This window comes from Streptomyces sp. NBC_00259 (assembly GCF_036181745.1).
In the GTDB taxonomy this organism is placed as follows: Bacteria; Actinomycetota; Actinomycetes; order Streptomycetales; family Streptomycetaceae; genus Streptomyces; species Streptomyces pratisoli.
The window spans coordinates 4,028,231-4,047,410 of sequence record NZ_CP108080.1; the positions used below are offsets into that span (position 1 = coordinate 4,028,231).

General features: G+C 70.7%; 17 protein-coding genes. 8 read left to right on the forward strand and 9 right to left on the reverse strand.

The genetic code is table 11. The features are described from left to right. Positions 1–238: 238 nt before the first annotated feature. Positions 239–1,888: a protein kinase domain-containing protein gene (locus tag OG766_RS18120; protein ID WP_266380498.1), complete on the forward strand. Its 1,650-nt coding sequence runs from the start codon at positions 239–241 to the stop codon at positions 1,886–1,888. Between the two features lie 19 nt (positions 1,889–1,907). Here the strand turns inward: OG766_RS18120 and OG766_RS18125 are convergent, their stop codons facing one another. From OG766_RS18125 to OG766_RS18135, 3 genes are all read right to left on the reverse strand, one after another. Continuing rightward, positions 1,908–2,948: a phosphotransferase gene (locus OG766_RS18125; protein WP_266380501.1), complete on the reverse strand. Its 1,041-nt coding sequence runs from the start codon at positions 2,946–2,948 to the stop codon at positions 1,908–1,910. A 15-nt stretch (positions 2,949–2,963) separates the two neighbouring features. Continuing rightward, a complete protein-coding gene (locus tag OG766_RS18130) occupies positions 2,964–3,398 on the reverse strand; it encodes a pyridoxamine 5'-phosphate oxidase family protein (protein WP_266380503.1) in 435 nt (144 codons plus the stop codon). 113 nt (positions 3,399–3,511) lie between these two features. Next, positions 3,512–4,171: a response regulator transcription factor gene (locus tag OG766_RS18135; protein ID WP_328725771.1), complete on the reverse strand. Its 660-nt coding sequence runs from the start codon at positions 4,169–4,171 to the stop codon at positions 3,512–3,514. Between the two features lie 324 nt (positions 4,172–4,495). On the opposite strand from OG766_RS18135, the gene pdhA reads away from it, so the two are divergent. Genes pdhA through OG766_RS18150 form a run of 3 tightly spaced genes read left to right on the forward strand, consistent with a single transcriptional unit; the run spans position 4,496 to position 8,052 of the window. After that, positions 4,496–5,653, forward strand: a complete 1,158-nt coding sequence (pdhA, locus tag OG766_RS18140; protein ID WP_266380508.1) for a pyruvate dehydrogenase (acetyl-transferring) E1 component subunit alpha — start codon at positions 4,496–4,498, stop codon at positions 5,651–5,653. Positions 5,654–5,656: 3 nt separating this feature from the next. Continuing rightward, on the forward strand, positions 5,657–6,637 hold the full coding sequence (locus tag OG766_RS18145; protein ID WP_266380511.1) for an alpha-ketoacid dehydrogenase subunit beta: 981 nt from the start codon (positions 5,657–5,659) through the stop codon (positions 6,635–6,637). 29 nt (positions 6,638–6,666) lie between these two features. After that, on the forward strand, positions 6,667–8,052 hold the full coding sequence (locus OG766_RS18150) for a dihydrolipoamide acetyltransferase family protein (RefSeq protein ID WP_328727493.1): 1,386 nt from the start codon (positions 6,667–6,669) through the stop codon (positions 8,050–8,052). A 112-nt stretch (positions 8,053–8,164) separates the two neighbouring features. Here the strand turns inward: OG766_RS18150 and OG766_RS18155 are convergent, their stop codons facing one another. Beyond that, positions 8,165–9,088 (reverse strand): D-alanyl-D-alanine carboxypeptidase family protein, encoded by a 924-nt coding sequence (locus OG766_RS18155; RefSeq protein ID WP_328727494.1) that lies wholly within the window; start codon positions 9,086–9,088, stop codon positions 8,165–8,167. Positions 9,089–9,346: 258 nt separating this feature from the next. Here OG766_RS18155 and OG766_RS18160 point away from each other — a divergent pair, with 258 nt between their 5' ends. Together OG766_RS18160 and OG766_RS18165 are read left to right on the forward strand one after the other, a co-directional pair. Continuing rightward, positions 9,347–10,000: a GntR family transcriptional regulator gene (locus tag OG766_RS18160; RefSeq protein ID WP_266380514.1), complete on the forward strand. Its 654-nt coding sequence runs from the start codon at positions 9,347–9,349 to the stop codon at positions 9,998–10,000. Further along, positions 9,997–11,298 carry an MFS transporter gene (locus OG766_RS18165; protein WP_328725772.1) on the forward strand — a complete coding sequence of 434 codons (1,302 nt, stop codon included), beginning with the start codon at positions 9,997–9,999 and terminating at the stop codon, positions 11,296–11,298. The genes OG766_RS18160 and OG766_RS18165 overlap by 4 nt, the downstream gene beginning before the upstream one ends. A 94-nt stretch (positions 11,299–11,392) precedes the next feature. Here OG766_RS18165 and OG766_RS18170 read toward each other — a convergent pair whose 3' ends face one another. Continuing rightward, positions 11,393–12,217: a maleylpyruvate isomerase family mycothiol-dependent enzyme gene (locus OG766_RS18170; RefSeq protein ID WP_266380519.1), complete on the reverse strand. Its 825-nt coding sequence runs from the start codon at positions 12,215–12,217 to the stop codon at positions 11,393–11,395. 166 nt (positions 12,218–12,383) lie between these two features. Between OG766_RS18170 and OG766_RS18175 the strand changes: the two genes are divergently transcribed. Continuing rightward, positions 12,384–13,178, forward strand: coding sequence for a carbon-nitrogen family hydrolase (locus OG766_RS18175; RefSeq protein WP_328725773.1), 795 nt, complete (start codon positions 12,384–12,386; stop codon positions 13,176–13,178). 106 nt (positions 13,179–13,284) lie between these two features. Then, positions 13,285–15,075 carry an NHL domain-containing thioredoxin family protein gene (locus OG766_RS18180; protein ID WP_266380525.1) on the forward strand — a complete coding sequence of 597 codons (1,791 nt, stop codon included), beginning with the start codon at positions 13,285–13,287 and terminating at the stop codon, positions 15,073–15,075. Between the two features lie 137 nt (positions 15,076–15,212). Here OG766_RS18180 and OG766_RS18185 read toward each other — a convergent pair whose 3' ends face one another. The 4 genes from OG766_RS18185 to OG766_RS18200 all read right to left on the reverse strand — a co-directional run bounded on the left by OG766_RS18185 (position 15,213) and on the right by OG766_RS18200 (position 19,172). Continuing rightward, the gene (locus OG766_RS18185; protein ID WP_266380528.1) at positions 15,213–15,584 is read right to left on the reverse strand and encodes a hypothetical protein; all 372 of its coding nucleotides are present in this window, start codon (positions 15,582–15,584) and stop codon (positions 15,213–15,215) included. Between the two features lie 52 nt (positions 15,585–15,636). Further along, the gene (locus tag OG766_RS18190) at positions 15,637–15,867 is read right to left on the reverse strand and encodes a hypothetical protein (RefSeq protein WP_266380531.1); all 231 of its coding nucleotides are present in this window, start codon (positions 15,865–15,867) and stop codon (positions 15,637–15,639) included. Positions 15,868–15,940: 73 nt separating this feature from the next. Further along, positions 15,941–17,251: a M18 family aminopeptidase gene (locus OG766_RS18195; protein ID WP_266380534.1), complete on the reverse strand. Its 1,311-nt coding sequence runs from the start codon at positions 17,249–17,251 to the stop codon at positions 15,941–15,943. Positions 17,252–17,345: 94 nt separating this feature from the next. Next, positions 17,346–19,172, reverse strand: coding sequence for an acyl-CoA dehydrogenase (locus OG766_RS18200; protein ID WP_328727495.1), 1,827 nt, complete (start codon positions 19,170–19,172; stop codon positions 17,346–17,348). Positions 19,173–19,180 lie beyond the last annotated feature (8 nt).

Sequence of the window (19,180 nt, forward strand, 5' to 3'; positions counted from 1 at the left end):
CCGAGGGCAGTGACACGTCAAGCCGGGTGCCCGTTCCGTGACCGTACGCACAAGAACGGTCCCGCAAGCGTTACAGGAACCGTACGGAATGTGCGCCCGCGGATCGGCAGCGGGTTTGATGGCCGGTCCATCTCGAACCGGCCCGTCACAAGAAGCCTGTAGCGTGACGTGGCGAACCACCCGAGAGACGCCGCCCGTGCCCAGCGCGCGGCGCGGCAAGACACGACGGCGAGGACTGATGGCACCCGAACCCGAAGCAAGTGGCGGCGGAGTATCGGATGCTGCGGACTCCTGGGGCGTCGGCGGGCTCGTCGGTGACGGTCGCTACCGGCTGACCCACCGCCTCGGCCGCGGCGGCATGGCCGAGGTGTTCGCGGCGGAGGACGTACGGCTCGGGCGCACCGTGGCCGTGAAGCTGCTCCGCGCCGATCTCGCCGAGGACCCCGTCTCCAAGGCGCGCTTCACGCGCGAGGCCCAGTCGGTCGCCGGCCTCAACCACCACGCCATCGTGGCCGTGTACGACTCCGGCGAGGACGTCGTGAACGGCCAGTCCGTGCCGTACATCGTGATGGAGCTGGTCGAGGGCCGCACCATCCGTGATCTGCTCATCAGTGCCGAGGCCCCGCCGCCCGAGCAGGCGCTCATCATCGTCTCCGGGGTGCTGGAAGCCCTCGCGTACTCGCACCAGCACGGCATCGTGCACCGCGACATCAAGCCCGCGAACGTCATCATCACCAACGGCGGTGCCGTGAAGGTGATGGACTTCGGCATCGCGCGCGCCCTGCACGGCGCGCAGTCGACGATGACGCAGACCGGCATGGTCATGGGCACGCCGCAGTACCTCTCCCCCGAGCAGGCGCTCGGCAAGGCCGTCGACCACCGCTCCGACCTGTACGCCACCGGCTGCCTGCTGTACGAACTGCTGGCGCTGCGTCCGCCGTTCACCGGCGAGACACCGTTGTCGGTCGTCTACCAGCACGTCCAGGACATGCCGGTGCCGCCGTCCGAGGCCTCGGACGTGGCCCCTCCGGAGCTGGACGGGCTGGCGATGCGCGCGCTCGCCAAGGACCCGGACGACCGGTTCCAGAGCGCCGAGGAGATGCGCGGGCTGGTGCAGTACGGGCTGCAGATGCTCCAGCAGGCGGGCAGCCACACCGGTACGTGGAACACCGGCCCGGTCGAGATGCACGAGGGCGGCCACACCCCGACCCACGGAATGACCTCGACGACGGTCATGGGGCACCCGCAGCACGGCGAGACCTCGCAGGGCCCGATCCTGCCGCCACCCAATCCGAACGACGGGGCGTACACCGTCGGGCACGGCGGGGCCAAGGGCGGCGGTGGCCGCGGCAAGGTGTGGCTCTTCGTCGCGCTCGCCGTGATCGCGATCGTCGCGGGTGTGGCCTTCGCCGTGGACCGGGCGAACAACACCGGGACGAAGGAGAAGGACGACCCCGGCATCTCCAACACCCCGTCCTCGCCGGACGATTCGCCGTCGACGCCGTCGCAGAGCGAGGAGAGCGACCAGAGCGAGGAGCCGGACTCGTCGTCGGGCGGTAACCAGGATCCCTGGACGCCGTCGGACGACCCGGGGAACAACTCGCCGTCGGCGCCGTCGGACGACCCGACGGACGGTCCGACGGATCCGCCGTCGACGACGGACGGGACGAGCGAGGGTACGACGGAGGGCAACACCGACGAGGGCACGACGACGGGCCAGGACGCGGGCACGACGACCGGCCAGGACGCGGGTACGACGACGGGTCAGGACGCGGGTACGACGACGGGTCAGGACGCCGGTACGACCACGGGCCAGGACGCCGGTACGACGACCGGCCAGGACTCGGGCGCGACCGTCGGCCAGGACGCCGGCGGCACCACCCCGTAGCGACGGATTCCGCCCCCGCTCACCCCGCGAACGCCTCGCACACCGCCTCGTACTCGCGCGTCCACCACACCGCCAGGGCCGACACCGCAGGAAACTGCGGGTCGGCCCTGCGGTCGTGCAGCTGGTAGCGCCAGCGCAGTATCCAGAAGTCGTTGAGCCGCTCCCACCACACCCGTTGCACCGCGGCCGCCAGCTCCGCGCAGTCCGCCCCCGCCGCCCGACGGTAGGCGCGCGCGTAGGCCCGCACCTTCGCCAGCTCCAGCTCCCCGGCGGGCTGGACGAAGAAGATCGCCGCGGCCCGTACCGCCTCCTCGGCGCGGGGCTGCACCCCCAGCCGGTCCCAGTCGACGATCGCGGCCGGCTCCGCGCCCCGGTCGTCGCCGCGGTAGAGCACGTTCAGCGGGTGGAAGTCGCCGTGCACCCAGCCGCCGGCCTCGGCGGGCGGCGGACGGCGGTGCGCATGGCGTTCCAGCAGGGCCCGGCGCTCCAGCAGCCGGTGCTCGGCGAGGGCGTCGAAGCCGTCCCGGGGGCGCCGGCCGCGGGCGAGGTCCAGCAGTTCGTCGATGAGCGCGAAGGTCTCGTCGGGGTCGGCGCTCTCGTACGGACGGGCCGTCCCGCCGCGCTCCGCCTCCCTGCCCATGACCTGCTCCAGGCCGGTGTGCACCAGGCCGAGCAGCGCGCCGAGCCGGCGGGACTCGGCGGTGGTCAGCTGGGCGCCGTCGCGGTGCCGGCCGTCCACCCAGGGATGCAGGGCGTAGCAGCGGCCGCCGATGACGGCGACGGTGTCGCCGGTCGTGTCCTCGACGGGCGGGGCGACGGGGACGCCGAGGGACTGGAGCCGCTGGGTGGCGCGGTGCTGGCGGACGATGGTCTCGCGGTCGGCGGTCGGCGCGTCCAGATGGTGCTTGAGGAAGTAGTCGCCGCGGGTGGTGGCGAGCCGGTAGCCGCGGTTCAGGAGGCCCTGGGTGACGGGTTCGCAGGAGAGGGGTTCCCCGGCGTCCTCGTACCGGCGCAGCAGCGGACCGAGCGGGGGTGGGGCAATAGCAGATGAGCGCGGCACTCGCCAGATGTTAGATCACCCAGCGTGTCGATGATGTCGCTCCTCGAAATAGTCGAGGGTGTGCACCGTGACGAACTGGGGCCTGATGCGCATATAGACCGGTTCGAAGGGCTCCCCGTCCACATGGTGCGGGGTGGGGCCGAAGCTCTCGATCTGGGCGTCGGTCGGCTGGATGAGTTCCGCGGTGCCGGTGAACTGGACCGACCAGGGGACCGCCGCGCCGGAGTTGAAGTTGTCCGCCCCGTACGCCACCACGCTCCCGGCGCACGCCTGGTGGTAGCCGGGGCCACCGTGCAGTCGCAGCAGGACGCAGCCGTCCGAGACGACATGGCGTGCGGGTGCCACCGTCAGGATCGCGCGCATGCTGGTCGCCAGTCGGCCGTACGGGACCCGGGTGAGCAGCTCGACGGCGCGGCGTTCCTCGTGGGAGCAGGGATCCTCGGGCGACATGGATCCACTGTCCGCCGCCCGCCCGCGGCAGGAACAGAGCCGCTCGCCCCCTCCCCGCGGGCCGTTGGTCCCTTGTGCGGGCCGTTGGTCCCTCGCATGCGTCGTGTGCGCCCTCAGTGCCGCTCGGCCTGCATCCTCGCCACGTACGCGGCGGCCTGCGAGCGCCGCTCCATCCCCAGCTTGGAGAGCAGGCTGGAGACGTAGTTCTTGATGGTCTTCTCGGCCAGGTGCAGCCGCTCGCCGATGACGCGGTTGGTGAGGCCCTCGCCGATCAGGTCGAGGATCTTGCGCTCCTGCTCGGTGAGCCGCGCCAGCTTGTCGTCGCTCTTCGGGTTGTTCCCGTCGCGCAGCCGCTCCAGGACGCGCGCGGTGGCGACCGGGTCGAGCAGTGACTTGCCCGCCGCCACGTCCCGTACCGCCGACAGCAGCTCGGAGCCGCGGATCGCCTTCAGGACGTAGCCCGAGGCGCCTGCCATGATCGCGTCGAAGAGTGCCTCGTCATCCGCGTACGAGGTGAGCATCAGACATTTGACGTCCTCGTTGTTGGACCGCACCTCACGGCAGACCTCGACCCCGCTGCCGTCCGGGAGGCGTACGTCGAGCACCGCCACATCGGGGCGGGCCGCGGGGATCCTGACCAGCGCGTCGGCGGCCGTACCGGCCTCGCCGACGACCTCGATGTCGTCCTCCACGGAGAGCAGCTCGTACACGCCACGCCGAACGACCTCGTGGTCGTCAACCAGAAATACCGTGATTTTTCGTTCTTCGTGCACGGGGTAAGTCTCACATACTCACTCTTCCAATGCCCGGGGTGCCCGGGATAACGTGCCGGTGTTCCGGCAGCCTGCAGGGCTGTGACCAGTGGTTGTTCCCGAATTTCTCGATTTACTTGGAAATCCAAGCAAAATCGCAGGTCAAATGGGGTTTCGCAGTAATGCTCCCCACTGGGTAACGTGCCTTTGGCAGGCCGCTCGCCGGGGCACCTGTCACGCCTGTTCCCGGCCGAGCCGCACCCACCCCGTGCACCGTACGGATACAGGCGAGCCGCACTGGACCCCGGCGGACCCCGGGGGCCGGACAGACGGAGGAGCACGCACGTGACCGTGGAGAGCACTGCCGCGCGCAAACCGCGCCGCAGCAGTAAGCGCGTCAGCGCAGCGAAGAAGCCAGCCAGTTCCGAGCCCCAGCTCGTACAGCTGCTGACGCCGGAGGGTGAGCGGGTCGAGCACCCGGACTACGACATCGACCTCAGCCCCGAAGAGCTCCGCGGGCTCTACCGGGACATGGTCCTCACCCGTCGTTTCGACGCCGAGGCCACCGCTCTCCAGCGGCAGGGCGAGCTGGGCCTGTGGGCCTCGCTGCTCGGCCAGGAGGCCGCCCAGATCGGCTCCGGCCGCGCGCTGCGCGACGACGACTACGTCTTCCCGACGTACCGCGAGCACGGCGTCGCCTGGTGCCGCGGGGTCGACCCGACGAACCTGCTGGGCATGTTCCGTGGCGTGAACCACGGCGGCTGGGACCCCAACAGCAACAACTTCCACCTGTACACCATCGTGATCGGTTCGCAGACGCTGCACGCGACCGGCTACGCGATGGGCGTGGCCAAGGACGGCGCCGACTCCGCGGTCATCGCGTACTTCGGTGACGGTGCCTCCAGCCAGGGAGACGTCGCCGAGTCCTTCACCTTCTCCGCGGTCTACAACGCCCCGGTCGTGTTCTTCTGCCAGAACAACCAGTGGGCGATCTCCGAGCCCACCGAGCGCCAGACCCGGGTGCCGCTCTACCAGCGCGCCCAGGGCTTCGGCTTCCCCGGCGTCCGGGTCGACGGCAACGACGTGCTCGCCTGCCTCGCCGTGACCCGCTCCGCGCTGGAGCGCGCCCGCCGCGGCGAGGGCCCGACCCTGGTCGAGGCCTTCACGTACCGGATGGGTGCCCACACCACCTCCGACGACCCCACCAAGTACCGGCACGACGACGAGCGGCAGGCCTGGGAGGCCAAGGACCCGATCCTGCGTCTGCGCACGTACCTGGAGAACCAGGGCCTCGCCGACGAGGCGTTCTTCACGGAGCTCGACAAGGAGAGCGACGTGCTCGCGAAGCGCGTCCGCGAGGCCGTCCGTGCCATGCCCGACCCGGACCACATGGCGATCTTCGACAACGTCTACGCCGACGGGCACGCCCTCGTCGACGAGGAGCGCGCGCAGTTCGCCGCGTACCAGGCGTCGTTCGCCGACGCTTCCGAGGAGGGCAAGTAAGCCATGGCCGTAGAGAAGATGTCGCTCGCCAAGGCGCTCAACGAGTCGCTGCGCAAGGCCCTCGACACCGACCCCAAGGTCCTCATCATGGGTGAGGACGTCGGCAAGCTCGGTGGGGTCTTCCGCATCACCGACGGGCTCCAGAAGGACTTCGGCGAGGAGCGGGTCATCGACACCCCGCTCGCCGAGTCCGGCATCGTCGGCACCGCGATCGGTCTCGCGCTGCGCGGCTACCGCCCGGTCGTCGAGATCCAGTTCGACGGTTTCGTCTTCCCCGCGTACGACCAGATCGTCACGCAGCTCGCCAAGATGCACGCCCGTGCGCTCGGCAAGATCAAGCTGCCCGTCGTCGTCCGTATCCCGTACGGCGGCGGCATCGGCGCGGTCGAGCACCACTCCGAGTCGCCCGAGGCCCTCTTCGCGCACGTCGCGGGCCTCAAGGTTGTCTCCCCGTCGAACGCGTCCGACGGCTACTGGATGCTGCAGCAGGCCATCCAGAGCGACGACCCGGTGATCTTCTTCGAGCCGAAGCGCCGCTACTGGGACAAGGGCGAGGTCGACATCGAGTCCATCCCGGACCCGCTGCACGCCGCCCGCGTCGCCCGCACCGGCACGGACCTCACGCTCGCCGCCTACGGGCCGATGGTGAAGGTCTGCCTGGAGGCCGCCGCGGCCGCCCAGGAGGAGGGCAAGTCGGTCGAGGTCCTGGACCTGCGCTCGATGTCCCCGATCGACTTCGACGCCGTCCAGCGGTCGGTGGAGAAGACCCGCCGGCTCGTCGTCGTCCACGAGGCCCCCGTCTTCTACGGCTCCGGAGCGGAGATCGCCGCCCGCATCACGGAGCGGTGCTTCTACCACCTCGAGGCGCCGGTGCTGAGGGTCGGCGGCTTCCACGCCCCGTACCCGCCGGCGCGGCTGGAGGAGGAGTACCTTCCGGGACTTGACCGGGTGCTCGACGCCGTCGACCGCTCGCTGGCGTACTGAGGAGAACTGCTGTGATCCGTGAGTTCAAGATGCCCGACGTGGGCGAGGGTCTCACCGAGGCCGAAATCCTCAAGTGGTACGTCCAGCCCGGCGACACCGTGACCGACGGACAGGTCGTGTGCGAGGTCGAGACGGCGAAGGCGGCGGTGGAGCTGCCGATTCCGTACGACGGCGTCGTGCACGAGCTGCGCTTCGACGAGGGCACGACGGTGGACGTCGGCACCGCGATCATCGCCGTCGACGTGGCGCCGGGACCGGGCGAGGAGCCGCCGCCGGCGGCGACCGAGCCCACGCTCGCCGCCGCCGAGCCGGAGGCCGAGGCCAAGCCCGCGGGCCGCCAGCCCGTGCTCGTCGGCTACGGCGTGGCCGAGTCCTCCACCAAGCGCCGTCCCCGCAAGGGCACCTCGGTGCCGGAGCAGGCTCAGGCCGCGCAGGTCCAGGCCGCCGTACAGGCCGAGCTGAACGGACACGGGACCGCGGCGCCCGAGGCCCCCGCGGCTCCCACCGCACGGCCGCTCGCCAAGCCGCCGGTCCGCAAGCTGGCCAAGGACCTCGGCGTGGACCTCGCCATGGTCGTGCCCAGCGGCCCCGACGGGATCATCACCCGCGAGGACGTCCACGCGGCGGTGGCTCCGGCCGCGGTCCCCGCTCCCGTCCAGGCTCCCGAGCCCGTGGCGGCGGCGCCGGTGGCGGCGCCCGCCCCGGTGGCCGGCGCCCGCGAGACCCGCATCCCGATCAAGGGTGTCCGGAAGGCCACCGCGCAGGCGATGATCGGATCGGCCTTCACCGCGCCGCACGTCACCGAGTTCGTCACGGTCGACGTCACGCGCACGATGCGGCTGGTCGAGGAGCTGAAGTCCGACAAGGACATGGCCGGGCTGCGGGTGAACCCCCTGCTGCTCATCGCCAAGGCGCTGCTCGTCGCGATCCGGCGCAACCCGGAGGTCAACGCCGCCTGGGACGAGGCGAACCAGGAGATCGTGCTCAAGCACTACGTCAACCTGGGCATCGCCGCCGCCACTCCGCGCGGTCTGATCGTGCCGAACATCAAGGACGCGCACGACAAGACCCTGCCGCAGCTGGCCGAGGCCCTCGGCGAGCTGGTGGCCACGGCCCGTGAGGGGAAGACGACGCCCGCGGCCATGCAGGGCGGCACGGTCACCATCACCAACGTCGGCGTCTTCGGTGTCGACACCGGTACGCCGATCCTCAACCCCGGCGAGTCGGCGATCCTCGCGGTCGGCGCGATCAAGCTCCAGCCGTGGGTCCACAAGGGCAAGGTCAAGCCCCGTCAGGTCACCACCCTGGCGCTGTCCTTCGACCACCGACTGGTCGACGGCGAGCTGGGCTCCAAGGTCCTGGCGGATGTCGCCGCGATCCTGGAGCAGCCGAAGAGGCTCATCACCTGGGCCTAGGCCGGACACGGCGGCCCCTCAGGGGCTGCCGCACCGCCGGACGAGGACACGAGAAAGGTCCCGGGACGCCGCCGCGTCCCGGGACCTCTTCGTCTGCAAGGAGGTGCGGTGATCAGTCCCGCTGGGCGCCGGCCGGGAGCGAACGCAGCTCCATCGTGCGGGCGGTGGTGGAGGCGAAGCCGAAGTCGAGCAGCTTCGCCGCGTCCGTGAAGCGCGCGTCCCCGCTGGACGACGCCAGGATGACGCCGGTGTACGTCTTGCCGTTGCGGGTCGCCGCGAAGACGAGGCAGGGGCCGGCCGACGTGCCGGTGCCGGTCTTCACACCGATGGCACCGTTGTAGGAGCCCAGCAGCTTGTTGGTGTTGTACCAGGTGTACGTGCGGGTGGTGCCGGTGCTGGTCGTCGCGGGGGCCTTGTACGACGTCGGCTTGACGACCTCGCGGAAGACGGAGCTGCTCATCGCGTGGCGGGCGAGCTTCGCCAGGTCCCACGGGGTGGTGTAGTTGTTCCCCGTCGTCGAGATGCCGTCGAACGAGTCGAACTTGGTGTTGACCAGGCCGAGCTGCTTGGCCTTCGTGTTCATCTTGCCGATGAAGGACTTCGTGCGGGCCGCGGTCGTGGTGCCGGTGCCGAAGGTGTCGGCGAGGGCGTACGCGGCGTCGCAGCCGGACGGCAGCATCAGGCCGGACAGCAGCTGGCGGACGGTCAGCTTGTCACCGGTGCGCAGGTCCGCGGTGCTCGCGCCGTTCCTGGTGACGTAGTCCCGGTACACCTGCTTGACGGTGACCTTCTTGTTGAGGTCCACGCCGGGCTGGGTGAGGACCGTGATGGCCGTCACCAGTTTCGTCGTGCTCGCCATCTGGCGGCGCGTGTTGTTGGCCTTGCCGTATATCGGCTTGGCGTCCGCCTGGTCGAGCAGGAACCCGCCCTTGGCGGTGATGGACGGGATCGGCGTCGCCGCCTGCGCGGGGGCGGCCAGGGGCGAGGCCGTCAGCAGCAGACCACCCGCGAGAGCGACGGTGGCGGCGCGGCGCAAGCCCTTGTGGCTGTTATTCAAAGGAAACGCTCCGAATGATCGCGAATGCGTCGAAAGCCATGGCTTTCAGAGTCGATTGAGGCCACTGAGAAAGAAGGGTCCCGACACCAGACCCGCGAGTGAGGTGAATGGTTGTACGGGTGTCGTACATATCCCATCGACGCTTCCGGTGCCCAATCGGGCCGGCGCCGGGCCGGCCGCGTCCTGAATGGTGGACGGCACCTCCTGATGCACCCCTGTTGTATCTATGCTGTGCGCATGCCCGCCGCTCCCGTGAGACAGCCCCCTGCCGCCGACCGTGTCTACGCCCACATCAAGCAGGCCGTGCTCGACCGGCGCTACGAGGGCGGCACCCTCCTCACCGAGGGCGAACTCGCCGAGGCCGTCGGCGTCTCCCGGACGCCCGTGCGCGAGGCGCTCCTGAAGCTGGAGATGGAAGGGCTCCTCAAGCTCTATCCGAAGAAGGGCGCGCTCGTCCTCGCCGTCTCCGCGCAGGAGATCGCCGATGTCGTCGAAACCCGCCTGCTGGTCGAGGAGTTCGCCGTCCGCCGCGCCGTACCGGCACCGCCCCGGCTGATCGAGCGCCTGGAGGAGCTGCTGGAGGAGCAGACGCGGCGCGCCGAGTCCGGCGACCTCGCCGAGGTCGCCATCACCGACCGCAGCTTCCACGCGGAGATCGTCCGCCACGCCGGCAACGAGATCCTCTCCCGCCTCTACGACCAGCTGCGCGACCGCCAGCTGCGGATGGGCGTCGCCGTGATGCACTCGCACCCCGACCGGATCGCCAAGAACGTCACGGAGCACGCCGAGATCCTGGAAGCCATCAGGGACGGCGACACCGAGCGGGCCGCGGCCTGTGTGCGCCGGCACCTGAGCTGGGTCAAGGTGCTGGTCCGGGGTGAGGAGCGATGAGCTCGGCGTCCGTCTCCCTGCCCGGTGATCCTCCGGGCGGCCGCCGCGCCTTCCTCGTCTGGGGCATCGGCGTCGCCGTCTACTTCGTCGCCGTCATCTTCCGTACGTCCCTGGGGGTCGCCGGGCTCGACGCCGCCGACCGCTTCGACGTCAACGCCTCCGCGCTCTCGACGTTCTCCATACTCCAGTTGCTCGTCTACGCGGGCATGCAGATACCCGTCGGCCTGATGGTCGACCGGCTCGGCACCAAGAAGGTCCTCACCCTCGGCGTCGTCCTGTTCACCGCGGGACAGCTGGGCTTCGCGCTCTCGCCCTCGTACGGCATGGCCCTCGCGTCGCGTGCACTGCTCGGCTGCGGCGACGCGATGACCTTCATCAGCGTGCTGCGGCTCGGCTCACGCTGGTTCCCGGCCCGGCGCGGACCGTTCATCGCCCAGATCGCCGCCCTCTTCGGCATGGCGGGCAACCTCGTGTCGACGATCTTCATCTCCCGGCTGCTGCACGGCGTCGGCTGGACCGCGACGTTCGCCGGCAGCGCGGGGGCCGGAGTCCTCGTCCTGGTGCTGCTCGTGCTCTTCCTCAAGGACCACCCCGAGGGCCATGAACCGGCACCCGCCGAGCATGCCGGAGCCGCCTACGTCCGCCGGCAGATCGCCCGCTCCTGGCGCGAGCCCGGCACCCGGCTCGGTATGTGGGTGCACTTCACCACCCAGTTCCCGGCCATGGTGTTCCTGCTGCTGTGGGGCCTGCCGTTCCTCGTCGAGGCCCAGGGGCTGTCCCGGGAGACCGCGGGCGGGCTGCTCACCCTCGTGGTGGTCTCCAACATGATGGTCGGCCTCGTGTACGGGCAGGTCATCGCCCGGCACCATGGCGCGCGGGCGCCGCTCGCCCTCGGCACGGTCGCGGCGACGGCCACCGTATGGGCCACCACCCTGGCGTACCCGGGCGACCAGGCCCCCATGTGGCTGCTGATCACCCTGTGCGCCGTCCTCGGCGCCTGCGGCCCGGCCTCGATGATCGGCTTCGACTTCGCACGGCCCGCCAATCCGCCGGAGCGTCAGGGGACGGCGTCCGGCATCGTGAACATGGGCGGCTTCGTCGCCTCCATGACCACGCTGCTGGCGGTGGGCGTGCTGCTGGACGCGACAGGCGACAACTACCGGATCGCGTTCTCCTGCGTCTTCGTCCTGGAGGCGCTGGGCGTCGTCCAGATCCTGCGGCTGCGCTCGCGCACGGCGCGGCTGGAGCGGGAGCGGCTGGTGGCGAGCCGCGTGGAGGCGGTGCACGTCCCGGCGTGAGGTACGCGGTCGCCCGAACGACCTCTGTCCACCGCGTGACCACCGAGACGGTGCACACCGCGCGACTGTCGCATGCGGCGCACACCGCCTCGCGTTACGGCGTGACCGTGAACGACTCCAGGATCGCCGCCGCCAGGTCCGCGTCGCCCTCGACCTTGATCCGGTCGGCGACGGCCGCGGGCCTCACCCGGCCGGCCGCGAGACGCACGTACGTCTCCCAGTCCAGCGCCAGCGTCGCCGCCGGGCCCAACGAGGGCGCACCGTCTATCGAACCGCGCCCGTCGGCGTCCACCCGGACCGTCCGCAGGAACTCCACCGGACCGTGCACATCGAAGACGACGGCCGAACCGGGGGGCGCGCCCGCGTCCTTGGCGACGACCTTCGGCAGGACCGCGAGGAAGTTGTCACGGGTGACGAGCGCGCCGGGGGAGTCGAGGTTGCCCGGCCTGTTGAGCGCGACGCGGAGGTCCTGCTCGTGCAGCCAGACGTCGAACGCCCGCATCCGGTAGGCCAGTTCCAGCGTCTGCTCGGCGCCGAGCGGGGCACGGACCTTGGTGTCGGGCGTACGGCTCTCGTTCCGCAGCTGCCGGTTCCGCCGGATGATCGTGTACTCGAGCTCGGAGGTCATCTCCGGCGCCGTGTGGTGGCGGCGCACATCGACCTGCATCTCCATGTAGCGCGAGAACTCATCGCGTACGTGGTAGAGATCGCGCGGCAGCGTATGGATCGGCCGGGGGTCACCGAGCATCTCGCACTCCATGCCGATGACGTGCGACACGATGTCGCGCACCGACCACCCGGGGCACGGCGTTGCGCGGTTCCACTCACCCTCGGCGAGTGGCTGCACCAGCTCGGATATCGCTTCGATGGAGTGGGTCCAGGCGTCGGCGTAGGTCTGGAGACTGGGATGGACGGTCACGGAACCCCTCGGCGGTTGTGCGCGGGCTGGGAGCTGGGCAGCTGCCGGGGGTCCTGGGGGTGACCCCCGGGAGAGAACAGTACGCTGCCCTTGGGCACCCCGGCAGTGCTTTCGTGTGACGATCGTAGGCCCGTGTTGACGGCTCGAATGCCAGGACGGTGGTAGTGTGCGCGCCTCACTCATCCAGATCGCAGTAGACCGGGACGAATCCATCGATTCCCGTCGGAAGCGAGTGGCTGCTCTCGTACGCGAACAGCGCGGCGCCGACCTGGTCGTCCTCCCCGAACTGTGGCCCGTCGGAGCCTTCGCGTACGAGTCGTTCGAGGCGGAGGCCGAACCGCTGGACGGCCCCACGCACGACGCCATGGCCAAGGCCGCGAGCGACGCGGGCGTCTGGCTCCACGCGGGCTCCGTCGTCGAGCGCGGTCACGAGGGCCGCCTCTACAACACCTCGCTCGTCTACTCCCCCGACGGACGCCTCGTCAGCGTCTACCGGAAGATCCACCGCTTCGGCTTCGACAAGGGCGAGGCGGTGATGATGGCCGCCGGCGAGGACCTGGTGACCGTACGGCTTCCCGGCACCACGCTCGGCCTCGCCACCTGCTACGACCTGCGCTTCCCCGAACTCTTCCGCGGGCTGGTCGACGCCGGTGCGGAAGTCCTCGTCGTCCCCGCGGGCTGGCCGGAGCGCCGCCGCGCCCACTGGACCCTGCTGGCCCGCGCCCGCGCGGTCGAGAACCAGGCGTACGTCCTCGCCTGCGGCACCGCCGGCACCCACGCGGGCGTCGAGCAGGCGGGGCACAGCATCGTCGTCGACCCCTGGGGCGAGGTCCTCGTGGAGGCGGGCGCGGCGGAGGAGATCCTCACCGTCGACCTCGACCCGGCGAAGCCGTCCCTGACACGCGAGCAGTTCCCGGCCCTCAAGGACCGCCGCCTGGGCCTGGACGCCCCGCGCCACTGACTCCGCCGCTCGACACGGCCGGCCAGGAGACGGACAGGCGCCCCGTACTCGGCGTACCGCTTGCGCTCGATGACGGGGCCGGTCACGGCGATGGCATGCTTGAAGCATGGACGATTCCACCCCCGCGCCCCGCCGCCGTGCCCGTGTCCGTGCTCCCGAGCTGATCGGCAAGGGTGGCTGGCTGAACACGGGTGGCAAGGAACTGACGCTCGCCGGCCTTCGGGGACGGATCGTCGTGCTCGATTTTTGGACGTTTTGTTGCATCAATTGTCTGCACGTCCTGGACGAGCTGCGTGAGCTGGAGGAGAAGCACCGCGACACGATGGTGATCATCGGTGTCCACTCGCCGAAGTTCGTGCACGAGGCCGAGCACCAGGCCGTCGCCGACGCCGTCGAGCGGTACGAGGTGCACCACCCCGTCCTCGACGACCCCGAGCTCGCCACGTGGAAGCAGTACGCGGTACGGGCCTGGCCGACGCTCGTGGTGATCGACCCCGAGGGGTACGTCGTCGCGCAGCACGCGGGGGAGGGGCACGCGCACGCCATCGGGCGGCTCGTGGCGGAGCTGGAGGCCGAGCACGAGGCGAAGGGGACGCTGCGGCGCGGGGACGGGCCGTACGTACCGCCGGAGCCGGTCGCGACGGATCTGCGCTTCCCCGGGAAGGCGCTGCGGCTGCCGTCCGGGCACTTCCTGGTCTCGGACTCGACCCGGCACCAGTTGGTCGAGCTGGCGGCGGACGGCGAGAGCGTCGTGCGGCGGATCGGTGACGGGGAGTTCCGGGAGCCGCAGGGGCTCGCGCTGCTGCCGGACGGACGGGTGATCGTCGCCGACACCGTGAACCACGCACTGCGTACGTACGACCCGGGGACCGGCGCGATCGAGCGGGTCGCCGGGACCGGGCGGCAGTGGTGGCAGGGGTCGCCGACGTCGGGGCCCGCGCTGGAGGTGGATCTGTCGTCGCCGTGGGACGTGGCCTGGTGGCAGGGCAAGGTCTGGATCGCGATGGCCGGCGTCCACCAGCTGTGGACGTACGACCCGGAGAGCGGCACGGTCGAGGTGGCCGCCGGGACGACCAACGAGGGGCTCGTCGACGGGCCGGCCGCCGAGGCGTGGTTCGCGCAGCCGTCCGGGCTCGCCGCCACCGAGGACCGGCTGTGGATCGCCGACTCGGAGACGTCCGCGCTGCGCTGGATCGACACCGAAGGCGTCGTCCACAGCGCTGTCGGCACGGGTCTCTTCGACTTCGGGCACCGGGACGGGGACGCCGGACAGGCCCTGCTCCAGCACCCGTTGGGCGTGACCGCGCTGCCGGACGGCTCGGTGGCCGTGTCCGACACGTACAACCACGCGCTGCGTCGTTACGACCCGGCGACGGGTCAGGTGACGACCCTCGCCATGGATCTGCGTGAGCCGTCCGACGCCGTGCTGGACGGGGACGAGATCGTCGTCGTCGAGTCGGCCCGGCACCGGCTGACCCGGCTGCGGCTGCCCGAGGAGGCGGTACGGGTCGAGGCCGTCGCGCACCGTACGCAGCGCGCCGCGACCGAGGTGGCGCCCGGGACGCTGCGGCTCGACGTGATCTTCCAGGCTCCCGCGGGGCAGAAGCTCGACACCCGCTACGGGCCTTCGACGCGGCTGCTCGTCTCCTCGACGCCGCCGGAGCTGCTGGCGGGCGGTGAGGGCGCGGGTACGGATCTGTTCCGCGAGCTGGAGCTGAACCCGGCGGTGACGGAGGGCGTGCTGCACGTCTCGGCGATGGCCGCGTCGTGCGACGACGATCCTGCGAACGAGTACCCGGCCTGCCATGTGCACCAGCAGGACTGGGGTGTTCCGGTCCGGGTGACGGAAGGCGGGGCGGCGAGGCTGCCGTTGGTGCTCGCGGGCATGGACGGGTAGGTGCGGGTGGGTGCTCGGCCTCGGGCGACCGGGTGCCGGGCCTGCCGGGCGGTGCCGGGGCGACCGGGTGCCGGGCCTGCCGGGCGGTGCCGGGGCGACCGGGTGCCGGGCCTGCCGGGCACAGGAGGACGCCGGCGTCAGTGGAACAGTCCCTGCTTCGCCGATATGTGTCCCGTCGCTCCGTCGAGGCAACCGGCCACCCACAACCCCGGGTCGTGGGTGGCCCTGCGGCCGCCGAATCCCTCGGCCAGCATCCGTGCGCAGCCGCCGCTCAGCAGCTCCTTCGTCCGCTCCCCCGACACGTCGGCCTGCCGGATGCGTGTGGCGAGCAGATATCCGCCCTCGTAGGCGACGTCGTCGCCCCAGGGCGGACGGTCGTTGTACTGCCCGACGAGTACGGCGGCCAGCGCGCCGGCCAGTGCCACGATCGCGGTGAGCGTGGCGGTCAACTTCCCGCGTGACGGGCCCCGATGACGTACGAGAGCCGTCTGCTGTCCCAGCAGAACCATGCCGGACACGGTGTCAGGCGGGGGGTTTCGCGGATGTTGCCGTCGGCCGTGGTCAGGGGCGGTGTCCGGGCGTGCCTCCCTCGTCCACGTACGTCGGCGCGACCGGCGGGACGACCGCGCGCCGCCGCTTGGCGATGCTCGTGAAGGTGGCGACGCCGATGACGCCCACCGCCATCATGATCAGTCCGACCAGGTCGAGGTTGACGCTCTCGGTCTGCCAGTCGGTCGCGAAGGTGAGAATGGCCCCCGCGCCGATCAGCAGAATGCAGCCTCCCAGGCCCATGATGTCCGCCTCCTGAAAGCAGTTGGCTTCTTCGGGTACCCCGGTCCGGAACAGCCATGCCCCGACGGCGGGTTCATCCCTCCAGGAAGGCCACCAGCGCGTTGGCCAGCAGATACGGGTCCTTCGCGCCGCACAGTTCGCGGGCGCTGTGCATCGACAGGATGGCCACGCCGATGTCGACGGTCCGGATCCCGTGCCGGGCGGCGGTGATCGGGCCGATCGTCGTCCCGCACGGCATCGCGTTGTTGGAGACGAACGTCTGCCACTCCACCCCGGCACGCTCGCACGCGTCGGCGAACACGGCCCGGCCGCTGCCGTCCGTCGCGTACCGCTGGTTCACGTTGACCTTCAGGATGGGGCCGCCGCCCGCGCGGGGGTGGTGCGTCGGGTCGTGCCGCTCGGCGTAGTTGGGGTGGACGGCGTGCCCGGTGTCGGACGAGAGGCAGATCGTGCCCGCGAAGGCGCGCGCCCGGTCCTCGTACGTACCGCCGCGCGCGAACACCGAGCGCTCCAGCACCGATCCGAGCAGCGGGCCGTCGGCGCCGGTGTCCGCCTGGGAGCCGTTCTCCTCGTGGTCGAAGGCGGCGAGGACCGGGATGTACGGCAGGTCGGCCCGGCGGGACACGGCGGCGAGCGCGGCCGTTCCCGCGTGCACGGACAGCAGGTTGTCCATTCGTGGCCCGGCCACGAGTTCGCGGTCGCGCCCGAGGAACGCGGGCGCCTCCAGCGCGTGGGTCATCAGGTCCCAGCCGGTGACGTCCCCGGCGGTCAGGCCGGTCTCCTCCTCCAGGAAGGAGATCAGGTCGCGCTCGCCGACGGTGTTGCCGAGGCCCCAGATGGGCTGCATGTGCTTCTGCTTGTCGAGCTGCAGCCCCTTCTCGTAGATCGAGCGGTCCATGTGGATGGCCAGCTGGGGCACGCGCAGCAGCGGGCGGTCGATGTTGACCAGCCGGGTCGTGCCGTCCCGCAGGGAGAGCCGGCCGGCCAGGCCCAGGTCGCGGTCGAGCCAGGAGTTGAGCAGCGGCCCGCCGTAGATCTCGACGGCCACCTGGCGCCACCCGTGCGCGCCCATGTCGGGCTGCGGCTTCACCCGCAGGTTCGGCGAGTCCGTGTGTGCGCCGACGATGCGGAAGGGCGTGTGCGGCGTCGCGCCCTCCGGCACGTACCAGGCGATGATCGCGCCGCCCCGCAGCACGTACGTGCCGCCGGTTCCGCCGTCCCAGGCGTCGGTCTCCGCGACCTGCCGGAAGCCGGCCTTCTCCAGGCGCTCGGCGGCGTTCGCCACGGCGTGGTACGGCGACGGGCTCGCCGCCAGGAAGGACATCAGGTCCTCGGTGTGTGCGCGGTCGAAGCGGTCGACGCGGGAGGGTGCGCTGCTGCTCATGGTGTTCACCTTAACGACGGCCGGGGGCCCGCTCCCAGGAAGGGAAGCGGGCCCCCGGACCGAGCGCTGCTCGGGTGCGGACCTGGCGGTGGTTCTAGAACGCCGCCTCGTCCAGCTCCATCAGCTCGTTGTCGACGCCCTCGGCGATCTCGCGGGCGAGCGAGACGCCCGGCAGGACGTCGGCGGCGAAGAACTTCGCGGCCGCGATCTTGCCCTGGTAGAAGGCCTTGTCCTTGGCCGAGGCGGTCTCCAGTGCCTCGGTGGCCACGGCCGCGCCGCGCAGCAGCAGGTAGCCGACGACGACGTCGCCGGAGGCCATCAGCAGGCGGGTGGTGTTGAGGCCGACCTTGTAGATGTTCTTGACGTCCTCGCCGGTGGCGGTGAGGTCGGTCAGCATGCGGCCGACGATCGCCTCCAGGTCGACGGCGGCCTTGGCGAGCGCGTCACGGGCGCCGGCCAGCTCGTCGCCGCCGGTGCCGACGGCGAGGAACTTCTTGATCTCCTCGGCCAGCAGGTTCAGCGAGGCGCCCTGGTCGCGGACGATCTTCCGGAAGAAGAAGTCCTGGCCCTGGATCGCGGTCGTGCCCTCGTACAGGGTGTCGATCTTGGCGTCGCGGATGTACTGCTCGATCGGGTACTCCTGCAGGTACCCGGAGCCGCCGAAGGTCTGCAGCGACTGGGCGAGCTGCTCGTACGCCTTCTCGGAGCCGTAGCCCTTCACGATCGGCAGCAGCAGGTCGTTCAGGCCGTGCAGGGTCTTGGCGTCCTCGCCCGAGGCCTCCTTGACCGCGATCTCGTCCTGCACCGCGGCGGTGTAGAGGACGAGGGTGCGCATGCCCTCCGCGTACGCCTTCTGCGTCATGAGCGAGCGGCGCACGTCGGGGTGGTGGGTGATGGTGACCTTGGGCGCGGACTTGTCCATGAACTGCGACAGGTCGGAGCCCTGGACGCGCTCCTTGGCGTACTCCAGCGCGTTCAGGTAGCCCGTCGACAGGGTGGAGATCGCCTTCGTGCCGACCATCATCCGGGCGAACTCGATGATCATGAACATCTGGCGGATGCCGTCGTGCTTGTCGCCGATCAGCCAGCCCTTGGCGGGGTGCTGGTCGCCGAAGGTCATCTCGCAGGTGTTGGACGCCTTGAGGCCCATCTTGTGCTCGACGTTCGTCGCGTAGACGCCGTTGCGCTCGCCGAGCTCGCCGGTCTCCCAGTCGAAGTGGAACTTCGGCACGAGGAAGAGGGACAGGCCCTTGGTGCCGGGGCCGTGGCCCTCGGGGCGGGCCAGCACGTAGTGGAAGATGTTCTCCGACATGTCGTGCTCACCGGACGTGATGAAGCGCTTCACGCCCTCGATGTGCCAGGAGCCGTCCTCCTGCTGCACGGCCTTGGTGCGGCCGGCGCCCACGTCCGAGCCGGCGTCCGGCTCGGTGAGGACCATGGTGGAGCCCCACTGCTTCTCGACGGCGATCTGCGCGACCTTCTTCTGCGCCTCGTTGCCCTCGGTGAAGAGGATCCCGGCGAAGGCGGGACCCGAGGAGTACATCCATATCGCGGGGTTGGAGCCCAGCAGCAGCTCGGCGTAGGCCCAGATCAGGGAGCGGGGCGAGGTGGTGCCGCCGATCTCCTCGGGGAGGCCGAGGCGCCAGTACTCCGAGTCCATGAAGGCCTGGTAGCTCTTCTTGAAGGACGCGGGGACCGGCGCGGTGTTGGTCTCGGGGTCGAACACCGGCGGGTTGCGGTCGGCGTCCTCGAAGGACTCGGCGAGGTCGTTCTCCGCGAGGCGGGCGATCTCGTCGAGGATGCTCTTGGCGGTCTCGACGTCCATCTCCGCGAACGGGCCGGTGCCGTACAGCTTGTCGCGCCCGAGGACCTCGAAGAGGTTGAACTCGATGTCGCGGAGATTCGACTTGTAGTGCCCCATGGCGACGG

Excerpts from the sequence above, each read along its gene's own strand:
- OG766_RS18165 (WP_328725772.1), top strand. The coding sequence starts at position 9,997 with ATGAGCTCGGCGTCCGTCTCCCTGCCCGGTGATCCTCCGGGCGGCCGC.
- OG766_RS18195 (WP_266380534.1), bottom strand. The coding sequence starts at position 17,251 with ATGAGCAGCAGCGCACCCTCCCGCGTCGACCGCTTCGACCGCGCACAC.
- OG766_RS18190 (WP_266380531.1), bottom strand. The coding sequence starts at position 15,867 with ATGGGCCTGGGAGGCTGCATTCTGCTGATCGGCGCGGGGGCCATTCTC.
- OG766_RS18130 (WP_266380503.1), bottom strand. The coding sequence starts at position 3,398 with ATGTCGCCCGAGGATCCCTGCTCCCACGAGGAACGCCGCGCCGTCGAG.
- OG766_RS18200 (WP_328727495.1), bottom strand. The coding sequence starts at position 19,172 with ATGGGGCACTACAAGTCGAATCTCCGCGACATCGAGTTCAACCTCTTC.
- OG766_RS18150 (WP_328727493.1), top strand. The coding sequence starts at position 6,667 with ATGCCCGACGTGGGCGAGGGTCTCACCGAGGCCGAAATCCTCAAGTGG.
- OG766_RS18180 (WP_266380525.1), top strand. The coding sequence starts at position 13,285 with ATGGACGATTCCACCCCCGCGCCCCGCCGCCGTGCCCGTGTCCGTGCT.
- OG766_RS18145 (WP_266380511.1), top strand. The coding sequence starts at position 5,657 with ATGGCCGTAGAGAAGATGTCGCTCGCCAAGGCGCTCAACGAGTCGCTG.
- OG766_RS18185 (WP_266380528.1), bottom strand. The coding sequence starts at position 15,584 with ATGGTTCTGCTGGGACAGCAGACGGCTCTCGTACGTCATCGGGGCCCG.
- OG766_RS18160 (WP_266380514.1), top strand. The coding sequence starts at position 9,347 with ATGCCCGCCGCTCCCGTGAGACAGCCCCCTGCCGCCGACCGTGTCTAC.
- OG766_RS18120 (WP_266380498.1), top strand. The coding sequence starts at position 239 with ATGGCACCCGAACCCGAAGCAAGTGGCGGCGGAGTATCGGATGCTGCG.